The sequence below is a fragment of the Acidobacteriota bacterium genome (genome assembly GCA_009861545.1).
Classification (GTDB): domain Bacteria; phylum Acidobacteriota; class Vicinamibacteria; order Vicinamibacterales; family UBA8438; genus WTFV01.
On record VXME01000021.1, the window covers coordinates 1 to 12,373 of the forward strand.

A 12,373-nucleotide genomic window follows, 5' to 3' on the forward strand; every position below is an offset into this window, starting at 1 on the left:
CGTCGGCTCGCGCCTACAATTGTCGCATCTGTTTTCTGCGGCGCAGACTCCTAGAACGCGTATCCGACGCTGACGTTGAACTGGTTGACCCCGCTGTCAGCGGCGTTGCTGACCCACATGTGGTCCACCTTGAAAACGACGCCCGGGTTCGGCTTCAGCTCGATGCCGAAGGTCGTGTAGGTGTTGTTCCTGCCCGGGTCGCGGGTGAACCCTGCCGCCAGCGCGGTGTGGGTGTCGACCTTCTCGTAGCGCAGGTACGGCGTGAGCGCCACGCCGGCGGCTCCCGGCGCCTGCGACAGCAGGTCGTAGCCGAGCTGCACGTAGCCGCCCTGCATCTTCTCCGCGACGCCCTTGCTGCCTTCCAGGCCGAGCACCTGGTTCAGCATCGACGTGTCGTCGAGGCCGGCCTGCGCGAACAGGGCGCGAAAGTCGACGCCCCGGGCCTGAACCTGCGCGTGCACGTCGAAGATGTTGGTGCGCACGCCGTCGATGCGGCCGCTGTCGTCCGCCACCTCGCTCTGTCCCGATCCGCCGGTGTAGAAGCTGCCACCGAAGAAGGCCCCGGGGATCGGCGTGATGTCGAGGCGGCCGGTGAAGGCCATGTTGTCCGCATAGGCCTTGCCGCCCTTCTGACGCCCGCCCCGCAGGCCGCCCGCCGAGAAGTTCGTGCCTCTGAACCCGTTGACCACGTACGCGCGGAACGCCACGTTGTCGAACGCGCCGTAGAACCCGCCGCCGTTCTCCCGCCACGTGGAGGGAATTATCTTGTTCTCGGTCACGGGACGCTCGGCCCCGATGAAGACCGTCGGCTCGTGGAACTCGTTGACCAGGCCCATCGGAATCATCAGCATGCCGGCGCGCAGGCCGAAGTTCGGGGTCGCCTGGTAGTCGACGTACGCGAACTCGACGAAGATCTCCTTCGCGTGCTCGACCTCGATCTCCGAGTTGAACAGGAACTTGTCGCTGAACCGGTAGCCGGTGTACAGAATGGCCCGCAGGTAGTCGAACTGCGTCGTCTTGTCCGAGGCGTAGTTCTCATACAACATCTCACCGTAACCGGCGATCGACACGCCCGAGTCGATCGCGTAGGTCGCGGCCGCCGACGGCGCCAGGCCGAGCGCGCGGGCCTGATCGATGGACAATTCGTTCGCGGACTCGCCGCTCCGCAGCCGTTCGATCTCCTCGGCCAGCAGCTCGATGCGCCGCTCGAGCTCCTCGACGTCGACCTCCTGCCCCTCGGTGTCCTGCTCCTCGGTGTCCTGCTCTTCCGTCTCGCCCGCGGCGGTCTCGGCTTCCGTACCGGCCGCCGGCGCCACGGTCGCTCCGGCTCCCGCGGGAACCAGGACGCCCTCCGTCGACTCCGCGAAACCGGCTTCGTTCGGGCCGGCGCCGACCGCGGGGGCGGCCCTCAATCCGATCGCCAGCGCCACCGCAAATGCGGCCAGCGTGGAATGAAATCGCCCAGTCGCCATCACGCCACCTCCATCACAATGCGGTTGCGTGGCGCTGGGCCCGCCCCTAGAATGGGAGTCGCTGCAACGTGCCGCACGCCGTGCAACCAGGGTTTGGGAAACGCGGGGCGAGCGTTCAGCAGGCCCACTCGGTGTTGCCGCACCGGGCGGGCCGTTTCACTTTCCGAACGCCCCTGCAACACCGTCTCGGCTCGGGACTTCCTCCGTCGGGCCGGCGGCCAGAAATGAGATTACGTCTCAGTTGGCGAGGAGAACTATAGATCCGACTGATTTGGTCGGTCAAGAAAAATGAGATTCGATCTCACTACTGGGCCTTCCGAGACGGCTGCCCGGGCATCGGGATCCGCCGGATGACGACGGCGCCGCTCGCCTACCGCCGCATCTTCGCCTTCTGGCTTCCGCTCGCCGGCACCTGGCTCATGATGGCGGTCGAGGGCCCCTACCTGGCCGCCATCATCGCGCGGCTGCCGGACGCCACGATCAACCTCGCGGCGTTCGGCGTGGCATTCGCCTTCGCCATCATCATCGAGTCGCCCGTCATCATGCTGATGAGCGCTTCGACCGCGCTGGTCGAGGACGCCGCGAGCTACCGCGCCCTGCGGCGGTTCGCGCTCGGGCTCGCGGGGCTCGTGACCGCGGTGCAGCTTCTGGTCCTCCTGCCGCCGGTGTTCGACGCCGTCGCCGGACTGCTTCGCCTTCCGGCCGACGTCGCGGCTCTGACCCACGGCGCGCTCGCCATCCTTCTGCCGTGGCCCGCGGCCATCGCCTACCGCCGATTCCGCCAGGGGCTGCTCATCCGCCACGACCAGACGCGGCGCGTCGCCTACGGCACGGTGATCCGCGTCACCGCCATGTCGCTGACGGCGATCGGGACGTTCCTCGCCACCGGCCTGCCGGGCGCCAGCGTCGGCGCGCTGGCCCTGTCGGCCGCGGTCGTCACCGAGGCGCTGGCGAGCCGGCTGATGTCCCGGAAGATCGTCGCCGAGCTTCTCGACCGCCCCCGCCCCGCGGCACGCATGGCTCCGCTCCGCCTGCGGGCTCTCGTCCGCTTCTACGCGCCGCTCGGGTTGACGACCTTCATCGCCCTCTCGGCCCAGCCGCTCGTCACCTTCTTCATGGGCCGGGCGCGCTTCCCGGTCGAATCGCTGGCCGTGCTGCCGGTGATCCATGGCCTGACGTTCATCTTCCGCGCGGTCGGCCTCTCGTACCTCGAGGTCGTCATCGCGCTCCTCGGTCCACGCCGCGAGCACTTCGCGCGATTGCGCAACTTCGCCGGCCTGCTGGCGGTGGCCGCCACGGCCGGCCTGTCGGCCATCGCCCTGACGCCGCTGGCCAACGTGTGGTTCCGGACGGTTTCCGGACTGAGCCGGGAGCTCGCGGAGTTCGCGCTGTTGCCGCTGGCCATCCTGGCCGTCTTCCCCGCGCTCTCGGTCGCGCTGCACCTGCAGAGAGGGGTGCTGGTGCACGCCCGCCACACACGCCCGACGGCCCGGGCGACCGCGCTCGAGGTGCTGACGGTGGCGGCGGCGCTGGCCGCCACGATCCACGGGCTCGGACTCACCGGCGCCGTCGCGGCGTCGATTGCGATCCTGGCGGGAAGGGTGGTCGGGGTGTCCTGGCTGGTGGCGCCCTGCGTCCGGGTATTGCGCACCGGCCCCGCGACCGAAACATCGGTACAGAACGAAACCGACGCTGCATCCACGAGAGCAATCGGGTAGCCTGAGCAGAAATGGCCTTCGATCTGCGCCAACTCTGGGTCACGGAGTGGATCGTCTGCGGCTTCTTCCTCTACCTGATCGTCCTCTCGCGCCTGCGCCCGCTCGCGCCCGCACGCCGCCGCCGCGTGCTGCTCGTCGGCTTGGTGTGCATCGTGCTGGCCGTCATGCTGTCGCAGCTCCGGCCGTCGCCCAGCCTGCGCATCATCCGCGACTGGGTGCCGGCGATCTATCTGCTGCAGAGTTACTGGGTATCCGGCCTCTTCTTCCTGCGGCCCTCCCTGCGGCTCGAGCGCCGCCTGCTGGCGTTCGACACCTGGCTGTTTCGACGCACCGGCGTGCGCCGCGCCGCCGCGCGCGCGCCACGGCTGGTCGCCTCGTGGTTCGAGGCCACGTACCTGCTGGCGTACCCCTTCGTCCCGGTAGGCTTCGGCGTGTTCCTGGCGCTCGGACATCGCGGCAACGCGGACGCGTTCTGGATGGCGGCGCTCATCGCGGGATTCACCTGCTACGGCATGCTGCCCTGGATCCAGACGCGCCCGCCACGCGCGCTCGCGTCGGACCGCCCGCTCTGGATGCCCCACCCGAGCCTGCGCCGGCTCAACACGTCGGTGCTGCAGCGGATGAGCGTGCAGGTGAACACCTGTCCGAGCGGACACGCCGCCACGTCGGTGGCAGTCGCCCTGACGATCGTCACGGTCGGCGCCCCCGCCACCGGCGCCGGGTTCCTGCTGGTGGCGTCCAGCATCGTCGTCGCCACGGTGCTCGCGCGCTACCACTACACGCTCGACACCCTGCTCGGCCTGGCGGTCGGCATCGCCGCCTGGGGCGTCGCCTTCCTCTCGCTATAATCGGTCGCCGGCCCGACAAACATGGCCTGCGGCTCCGATTGCCGCCCAACCGGGTCTGGCCGGGCGTCTGTACCGTTTGCCGCGCAGACTCCCGGAGGCCGCTCACCTGGAGGGATACCCATGACTCGCAGACTGCTCGCGCTCGTCGCGCTGATCGCCTGGCTCACCGGCGCCCCCACGGTCGCCGCCGCCGCCGACTACCACCACATCCATCTCATCGCGACGTCGGCGGCCGAGGCCAAGGAGTGGTACATGACCCATATGGGGTGCACCGACTACGGCCGGCACAACGCCTGCGCCGCCGGTGACACGCTCATCATCTTCTTCGAGCGCGAGCCCACCGGCCCGAGCGTGGGCAGCGGCGTGGACCACATCGGGTTCTCGTTCTCCGACCTGGCCGCCAAGATGGACTCGTTCGAGGCCGCCGGCATCAGGATCCTCGAGCCCATGCGGGAGATCGACGGCCTCTTCAAGCTGGCGTTCATCGAGGACCCGTGGGGCACCAAGATCGAGGTGGTCGAGGACACCGAGTGGCTCGGCTTCCACCACCTGCACCTGCGGTCGGCCGATCCGGCCGCGGCGCTCGACTGGTACGAGCACATCTTCGCCGGCGAGCGGGACAGCCTGAAAGGCCGCATCGCGGGCCTGCGCTACGGCACCGTCTGGCTGCTCATCTCGCAACACGACGGCGAGCTGGCGCCGACCGAAGGCCGCGCCTTCGACCACCTCGGCTGGCAATTCCCCGACCTCCGCTCGGCGGCCGAGGAAATCAAGGGCAAGGGCGTCGACTTCACGATGGAGCCGCGCCCGTTCACCAACCCGCTCGGCGAGGACATGCTGATCTCGTTCGTCGTCGGCCCGGACGGCGTCCGTATCGAGATCGTGCAGCCGCGCGTGTAGCGCCGGGCGCCGCGTCCAGTCACTCGCTCACTACTGGCGTCGGTTCGCGGGACGGATCGACGCCAGTCTGCTCGGGCCGCCCCAGCCCGCCGGCGGGAAGCGGTCTCCTGCCTCTACCCCTGAGGCTTGGGCGGCCGGCAGATTACTTTACATTTATGGCGACAAATATTACCATGTATTTGTCATGCCTGTCGTGCCCAACGCGATCGCGGAGCGCTATCCCCACCTTCAGTTCCGCCGGCACTGGGAATTCGGCCCTGACGTCCACTACCAGCTTGGCCAGTGCAATGCGATCATTCGAGCGATCCGAGAGACGCCGCTCAGCCCGGATCGCTACAAGGAACTGGGACGGGTGGCCTTGATCAAGGGTGCCCAGGCGACCACCGCGATCGAGGGCAATACACTGACCGACTCCGAAGTTGAGCGGGTCGCAGACGGCGAATCGCTGCCGCCCAGCAAGCAGTACCAGGAACGCGAGGTTCGCAATGTCATTGGCGCCATGAACGACATCGTCGGAGAAGTCGCCGGCCGTGGCGGCACCCCTCCCGTCTCGGCGGCGCTCATGCTGCAGTTCCACAGGCAGATCGGAGCCGATCTCGGCGAGCACTTCGACGCTGTCCCGGGACGGTTTCGTACGGACGAACGGGTAGTCGGGCCGTATCGGTGTCCTCGGGCCGAGGACGTGCCGACCCTCGTCGACCTGCTGTGCGAATGGCTTCAGGAGGAGTTCCCGGGGGGCGAGGACTCGCCATCCTTCACGGACGCCGTGATTCAGGCAATCGTGACCCACGTCTACATCGAGTGGATCCATCCGTTCGGAGACGGCAACGGACGGACCGGCCGAATGATCGAGTTCTACCTCCTGCTGCGGGCTGGCAATCCGGATATCGCTTCCCACATCTTGTCGAACTTCTACAACCTCACGCGGCCCAGGTACTACCGGGAGCTCCAGCAGGGGCACAGGAACCGTGACCTCGGCGCTTTCATCGCCTATGCCGTCCAGGGCTACCTCGATGGCCTGCTGGAAACGCTTGGGACCATTCTGCAGGATCAGTTCAGAATCGCGTGGCGGGCACTGATTCACGACCGCTTCGCCGCACAGCGATATCGGAAGAAAGGCGTCTTCAAGCGCCGGCGAGAGCTGATGCTGCACTTCCCGTTGGGGGAAGTGGTTCCGATCGAGAAACTGGCTGTACTGAACTTGAGCCTGGCAAGGAAATACTCCAACCTGACGGAGACGACGCTCCTTCGGGATCTGAGACTCCTGATGGAAATGGGCCTCGTCGTGCATGATGAGCAGGCGGGAGGCTACCGGGCGCATACGGAACTGCTGCATCGCCAAGTGCCGGCACGACGGGTGTGAGCCGCTGGCAGCGGGATCGCAGAACGGGCCACCGCCCCGCCCCGGCGCGCGAACGGATCGACCTTGACCTTCTATGGAGCGCCAGGACCTCGACGAGCGACTTGAAAGCCTGCATGACGAAGCCGACCCGCGCCGGCGGCGGCTGCTCGCGCTCGGGCTGCTCACGGCGCAGCTCGCCCCGCTGGGCATCGAGCCGGTCCTGGTGGGCGGCGGCGCGCTGGAGTTCTATACCGCCGGCGGCTACGCGACGCACGACATGGACCTGGCGCTGCCGCACGGGCCGGAGGTGGACGCCGCGTTCGCCGCGCTCGGATTCACCAAGGAGGGCCGCTTCTGGTACCACGCGGACCTCGATCTGGTCTTCGAGGCGCCCGCGCCGGCCGGTCTGCCGGGCGAGGACGCTCCCCGTACCGAGGTCTCCGTCGACGGCCTCCGCGTCGTGATCCTCGGCGTGGAGGATCTGCTGATCGACCGCCTGCGCGCCTGGGTGCATTGGAAGAGCGACGAGGACGGACGCTGGACCCGGCGTCTCGCGCACCTGTACGCGAATCGCCTGGATTGGAGTTACCTGCGGGAGCGGACGAACGCTGCCCCCGAGGAAGCGGAACGCCTGCGACAGATCGAGCAGGAAGTGGGCCGACCATGATCGATTACGACGAGTTCCAGGCCGAAGTGCGGCGGCTCAAGCGCGAGCGCTGGGCGAAGATGCTCGCCGCCGAGCCCCCCGGTCGGCCGGCCGGCAGAAGACCGCGCGATCCGGAGCAGGAGCGGATGTTGCAGCACATGGACCGTGCCCGGCTCGAACGGGAGAATCCGGACCTGCTGCGCCGCGGACCGCAATTGCCCGCGCGGCGAGCGCGGTGATAGTAAAGTGAGCCGACACCGGAGAGAGCCCGGACCGACGGTCCGCAGGCGAGGAGATCACCGATGCACAGCAAGCCGCAGAACGACCCGACACCGAAGCCTTCGCGCAGGCGGTTCATCGAGAGCGCCGGCGCCGTCACCGGCGCGGCGTTCGCCACCGCCGCCATCCCCGGCCGCGCGGCCGCGGCGCAGCCGAGCGGCGGCGACAGCCCCGGCGCACGCTTCCGCCAACTGCTGGGCGGCGACGATCCGCCCTATTGCGTCAATTGCGGCGACGTCGCCACCGCGCGCCTCGCCGAGATGCACGGCTTCCAGATCGTGATGACCGGCGGCAGCGCCCTGTCGTTCAGCAAGTACGGCATCGGCGACTTCGGCATGATCACGATGGACGACCTGGTCGAGTTCTGCGGCCGCACCGCGGACCGCATCGCGACGCCGATCATCGCCGACGCCGACGACGGCGGCGGGAACCCGCTGAACGTCTACCGCACGGTGCAGCGCATGGAGAAGGCCGGCGCGGCGTGCGTCATGATCGAGGACCTCTACGGCGCCAAGCACCTCGCCGGCTACGACGAGGGCAAGATTCTCGGCCGCGAGGCGATGGTCGACAAGGTGCACGCGGCGGTGGACGCCCGGCGCGACGACGACCTGGTGCTGCTGGTGCGCAGCGACGTGGTCGCCGACGGCGGCCCCCTCGAGGACGCGCTCGAGCGCGTGACGAGCTACGCCGAGGCGGGCGGCGACCTCATCTTCGTGCCCGGCATTCCGCTCGACCAGTGCCGCCGCGCGGTCGAGATGGCCGGGAAGCCCATCCTGACCGGCGCGCCCTCGCTGGCCGCGGCCCGCGACGCCGGGGTCGGGGTCCTGTTCGTCGGCGCCATGGGGGCCATCGCGGCGGGCGCCATCGACCGGGCGATGGACGAGTTGATGCGCGACGGCCAGCTCGGCGACACCGCGTCGCTGTCGCTCCCCGGCAACCGGCGCCTGGAGCTGATCGGCAACGAGGCGACGACGAACCGGGCCCGGGAGTTCAACGCGCTGCGCGAGGACGGGCAGTAGCCCTGTCCATTTCGTGCTCGCGGCGCCTCGCGGGAGGCGCCCGACCGCTTCCTCGGACCGGTCGGGGCGCCTCCTCGTCCTTCGACCTGCGCACCTGCACGTAGAAAACCACTCTTCAGGAGGTCGTGATGGTTTCGGTCCCGGCGCTCTGGCTGCCCATTCTGCTTTCGGGGATCCTCGTCTTCGTCGTCAGCTCGATCATCCACATGGTGCTGCAATACCACGCTGGCGACTCCCGCGCCTTCCCCGAAGAGGCCAAGGTGATGGATACCCTCCGGCCGTTCGAGATCCCGCCGGGCGACTACGTCATGCCGCGTCCGGCGAGCACGAAGGAGATGAACGAGCCGGCGTTCATCGACAAGATGAAGGCGGGGCCGGTGGCGTTCGTCACGGTGATCCCGAACGGGCCGATGGCCATCGGCACGAGCCTCGCCCGCTGGTTCGGCTACAGCCTGCTGGTCGGCGCAGTCGCCGGCTACACGGCCGGGCTCACCCTCGGGCCGGGCGCGGAGTACGGCCTCGTCTTTCGCGTCGTCGGCATGGTCGCCTTCGCGGGCTATTCCCTGGCGATCCTCCAGAGCAGCATCTGGTGGTACCGGAGCTGGCGCTTCACTTTCCTGACGATGTTCGACGGCGCCGTCTACGCGCTGTTGACCGCCGGCACGTTCGGCTGGCTCTGGCCGTAGGAGCACGCGGCGGATTCCCGGACCCGGCGCCGGTTGGAAGCGTCCGAGAGCGCAGGGAATCCGGCCCGCGGCGGGCCAGGTTTTCGTTGTCGACCGCATCACGGATTGGTATCGTGTGCGGAACGTCGTCGACCGCGGACAAGAGCGCTCCCGATCGGAGCCGAGGAGAGGATCGATGGGCAAGACGCAGACGAGCCGGCGCCGGTTCCTGAAGAAGAGCGCCGCCGCCGCGGGCCTGGTCGCCGCGCCGCCGAGTCTGGCGCTGGTCGCCGAGCCGGCCGCGGCCGGAGCCGCCGAGCCGACGCGCTCGATGCTCGACAACAATTCACTGGAGAGCGTCCTCTACGGCCGCCGCTCGCGCTTCGTCACCACGACGCGCGAGGTCGAGGGCCGCAGCCACTACGACACCCCCCGGATCCGGCCGGAACCCTACCGCCCCAGTGCGCGCACGCCGCTGGGCGAGTCGACGGGGACCATCACCCCGACGTCGCTGCACTTCACCACGCAGCACTACTACGGCATTCCCGACATCAACCCGGCCGAGCACACGCTGCTGGTCGAGGGGATGGTGGAACGGCCGCTCGTGTTCACGATGGCCGAGCTGCAACGGCTGCCGTTCGTCTCGCGCATCCACTTCCTGGAATGCGTCGGCAACCGGCCGAACCCGCGAGCCGCCACCGTCACCGGCACGCACGGCCGGATGGCGTGCAGCGAATGGACCGGGGTGCCGCTGTCGGTGCTGCTGAACGAGGTGGGCGTCAAGAACGGCGCGTCGTGGGTCATCGCCGAAGCGGCCGACCGCGGCAAGCACACCAAGAGCCTGCCGCTGGCCAAGGCGCTCGACGACGTGCTCGTCGCCTACGGGCAGAACGGCGAGCCGGTGCGGCCCGATCACGGCTACCCGCTACGCCTGCTGGTGCCCGGGTTCGAGGGCATCTACAACGTGAAGTGGCTCAAGCGCATCAAGGTCGTGGATCAACCGTACCTGTCGTTCCAGGAGCACTCCCGCTTCCTGACGCCGAACCCGAAGACGCAGCGCGACGCCTACGACTTCGGACCCAACTCGGTCATCACGCGGCCGTCCGGCTCGCAGGAGCTGCACGGCCACGGCCTGCACGTCATCAGCGGCCTGGCCTGGTCCGGCGCCGGCAAGGTCAGCAGGGTCGAGGTTTCGACCGACGGGGGCCATACCTGGCACGAGGCCGAGCTGGCCGGCCCGGTGCTGCCAAAGGCCCACACCCGCTTCCACCTGCCGTGGCGCTGGAACGGCGAGGAGGCGGTGCTGCAGTCGCGCTGCCTCGACGAGCGGGGGCAGTTGCAGCCGACCGAGGAAGAGTACGCCCGCTACTGGGGCCTCACGCGCGGGCAACTCTACGGGACGATCCAGAGCCAGCTCGGCTACTGCAACTGGATCCAGCCGTGGAAGGTCGGCGCCGACGGGAAGGTGACCAATGGGCTCGCACCGACCGACGTGGTGGTGGACGTTCACGGGTAGCCGGGAGGCGCGGCGCACGGCCGTTGGGCTCGCGGGCGTGCTGGCCGGGGCCATCCTGCTGGCCGGCGCGGTCGCCGAGGCGCAGCAGGCTGTTTCGCCCTCCGGCCTCGGGCGCGCTCCGACCGCGGCGGAGCGGGCCGACCGCATCATCGGCCCGGACGGCGCGGAGCTGCCGCCGGGAAGCGGCACCCCTGCCCAGGGGGAGATGGTGTTCGGGCGGCGCGGGTGCTCGAACTGCCACGGCCCGACCGGCAGCGAGGGTCCGTCGATAGCGTTGGTGGGCGGCGACGTCACGACGCGCACCAACTACTGGCCGATCCGGCACTGGCCGTTCGCCCCGAGCGTCTGGGACTACATCCGCCGCGTCATGCCCTACGACCGCCCCGGCGTCCTGACCGACGACGAGGCCTACGCGGTGACCGCCTACCTGCTCTACCGCAACGGCATCATCGGCGAGGACGACGTCATGGACGCGGAGAGCCTGTCGCAGGTCAGGATGCCGCGGCGCGACGACTACGTCATGCCGGGCGAGTGGACGCCGGACACGCGGCGGGGGTTCGAGATCCCGCCGGCCCGCTAGCGCCCCGAAACGCCTCGCCGGCTCGGCGTTTCGGCCCATCCCCCCCCGCTCCACGACCCTGCGTCGCAGAACCTCGCGTCGTTGCGTTCTGCGGCGCAGGCTCCCAGGTCTCCGCTGGATCGCCAGGAGTCTGCGGCACAGGAGTTCGCGAGCGAAACTCCCAACGCACCAGCAGGATTGCGGGCGCGACCTTACCGGCGCGCCTGCTCCGAGGCGGCTTTCGTACTCATCTCGCCCAGGGCCACGCTGCGCTCGTAGGCGGCCAGCACGGCGTCGGACATCACCGTGCGGAACCCCCCTTTCTCGAGCTGGTACAGCGCGTCGGCGCTGGTCCCGCCGGGAGACGTGACCCGGTTGCGCAGCTCGGCCGGATGGACCGGCTGATGCTCGGCATAGATCGCCGATCCGCGGATCGTCTGGACCACCATCTCCCGCGCGGCGTCGCGCGAGAAGCCGAGGTGGACCGCCGCGTCGATGAGCGCCTCCATCATCAGGAACACGTAGGCCGGCCCCGACCCGCTGATGGCGGTGGCCATGTCCAGGAACTTCTCCTCCTCGACGAAGAGCTGCCGGCCCAGGGCGGCGACGATGGCCCCGGCCTGCTCGCGCTGCACCTCGGACACCTCCGGCGTCGCCGTCCACACCGTCATCCCCTCCCCCACCTGCGCCGGCGTGTTCGGCATGGTGCGCACGATGGCGCGATGCCCGAGGCCGGTGGAGATGGAGGCGATGGTCGCTCCGGCCACGATGGAGACCACCAGCGCGGCGGCGTCTATCGCGCCGGCGCCGCGCAGCTCCGCCAGGACCCCGGGCAGCACCTGCGGCTTCACCGACAGCACGATGACCTGCGCGTTCAGCGCGGCCTCGCGGTTGTCGAGGGTCGTCCGGACCCCGAACTGCCCGCCCACCGCGTCCAGCCGCTCCCGGTGGCGGTCGCTCGCGACGATGCCCCCCGCCTGCACGTCGTGCCGCGCCAACAGGCCGCCGATCATGGCCGAGGCCATCGCCCCCGCCCCGACGAACGCCACGTTCAAGTCACTCAACACGTTCTTCGTCACGCCTGCTCCCCGGAATGCCCGCCGGGGGATCCGGCCGAGCTTGAGTATTCTAGTGGCGCCCCATGGACCCCATCGCCCACACCCTGGCCGGCGCCACCCTGGCCGAGACCCGGTTGAGAGACTGGACTCCGTTCTCGGCTCCGGCCCTGATCCTCGGGGCCAACGCGCCCGACATCGACGCCGTCACGATGTTCGTCAGCCGCGACCTGTCGCTCGGGTTCCGCCGCGGGTGGACGCATGGCGTGCTCGCGATGGTGGTCCTCCCGCTGGTGCTGACGGCGCTGCTGCTCCTCCTGGATCGGGCGGTGGCGCGCTGGCGGGGGCGGGACC

12 protein-coding genes and 1 pseudogene are annotated in these 12,373 nt (G+C 69.3%); 11 read left to right on the plus strand and 2 right to left on the minus strand.

Features of this window, described 5'->3' with window-relative positions; genetic code table 11:
• Window positions 1-50: 50 nt before the first annotated feature.
• Complete coding sequence (locus tag F4X11_03070) at window positions 51-1,472, minus strand: DUF1192 domain-containing protein (protein MYN63996.1); 1,422 nt, start codon at window positions 1,470-1,472, stop codon at window positions 51-53.
• Between the two features lie 350 nt (window positions 1,473-1,822).
• On the opposite strand from F4X11_03070, the pseudogene F4X11_03075 reads away from it, so the two are divergent.
• The 10 genes and pseudogenes from F4X11_03075 to F4X11_03120 all read left to right on the plus strand — a co-directional run bounded on the left by F4X11_03075 (window position 1,823) and on the right by F4X11_03120 (window position 10,985).
• Window positions 1,823-3,127: pseudogene (locus tag F4X11_03075) on the plus strand (hypothetical protein).
• A gap of 74 nt (window positions 3,128-3,201) precedes the next feature.
• A complete protein-coding gene (locus tag F4X11_03080; protein ID MYN63997.1) occupies window positions 3,202-4,038 on the plus strand; it encodes a phosphatase PAP2 family protein in 837 nt (278 codons plus the stop codon).
• Between the two features lie 21 nt (window positions 4,039-4,059).
• Window positions 4,060-4,938, plus strand: coding sequence for a VOC family protein (locus F4X11_03085; GenBank protein MYN63998.1), 879 nt, complete (start codon window positions 4,060-4,062; stop codon window positions 4,936-4,938).
• 184 nt (window positions 4,939-5,122) lie between these two features.
• Window positions 5,123-6,301, plus strand: coding sequence for a Fic family protein (locus F4X11_03090; protein ID MYN63999.1), 1,179 nt, complete (start codon window positions 5,123-5,125; stop codon window positions 6,299-6,301).
• Window positions 6,302-6,374: 73 nt separating this feature from the next.
• Window positions 6,375-6,947: a UbiD family decarboxylase gene (locus F4X11_03095; GenBank protein MYN64000.1), complete on the plus strand. Its 573-nt coding sequence runs from the start codon at window positions 6,375-6,377 to the stop codon at window positions 6,945-6,947.
• Window positions 6,944-7,165 carry a hypothetical protein gene (locus F4X11_03100; protein ID MYN64001.1) on the plus strand — a complete coding sequence of 74 codons (222 nt, stop codon included), beginning with the start codon at window positions 6,944-6,946 and terminating at the stop codon, window positions 7,163-7,165. The genes F4X11_03095 and F4X11_03100 overlap by 4 nt, the downstream gene beginning before the upstream one ends.
• 63 nt (window positions 7,166-7,228) lie before the next feature.
• Window positions 7,229-8,224: an isocitrate lyase/PEP mutase family protein gene (locus F4X11_03105; GenBank protein ID MYN64002.1), complete on the plus strand. Its 996-nt coding sequence runs from the start codon at window positions 7,229-7,231 to the stop codon at window positions 8,222-8,224.
• Between the two features lie 128 nt (window positions 8,225-8,352).
• The gene (locus F4X11_03110) at window positions 8,353-8,910 is read left to right on the plus strand and encodes a hypothetical protein (GenBank protein MYN64003.1); all 558 of its coding nucleotides are present in this window, start codon (window positions 8,353-8,355) and stop codon (window positions 8,908-8,910) included.
• A gap of 175 nt (window positions 8,911-9,085) precedes the next feature.
• Window positions 9,086-10,405, plus strand: coding sequence for a sulfite dehydrogenase (gene soxC / locus F4X11_03115; GenBank protein MYN64004.1), 1,320 nt, complete (start codon window positions 9,086-9,088; stop codon window positions 10,403-10,405).
• Complete coding sequence (locus F4X11_03120) at window positions 10,362-10,985, plus strand: cytochrome c (GenBank protein ID MYN64005.1); 624 nt, start codon at window positions 10,362-10,364, stop codon at window positions 10,983-10,985. Before soxC ends, F4X11_03120 begins: the two co-directional genes overlap by 44 nt.
• Window positions 10,986-11,176: 191 nt before the next feature.
• Here the strand turns inward: F4X11_03120 and F4X11_03125 are convergent, their stop codons facing one another.
• Window positions 11,177-12,031 (minus strand): pyrroline-5-carboxylate reductase, encoded by an 855-nt coding sequence (locus F4X11_03125; GenBank protein ID MYN64006.1) that lies wholly within the window; start codon window positions 12,029-12,031, stop codon window positions 11,177-11,179.
• 74 nt (window positions 12,032-12,105) lie between these two features.
• Here F4X11_03125 and F4X11_03130 point away from each other — a divergent pair.
• A partial coding sequence (locus F4X11_03130; GenBank protein ID MYN64007.1) for a metal-dependent hydrolase occupies window positions 12,106-12,373 on the plus strand: 268 nt, incomplete at its 3' end.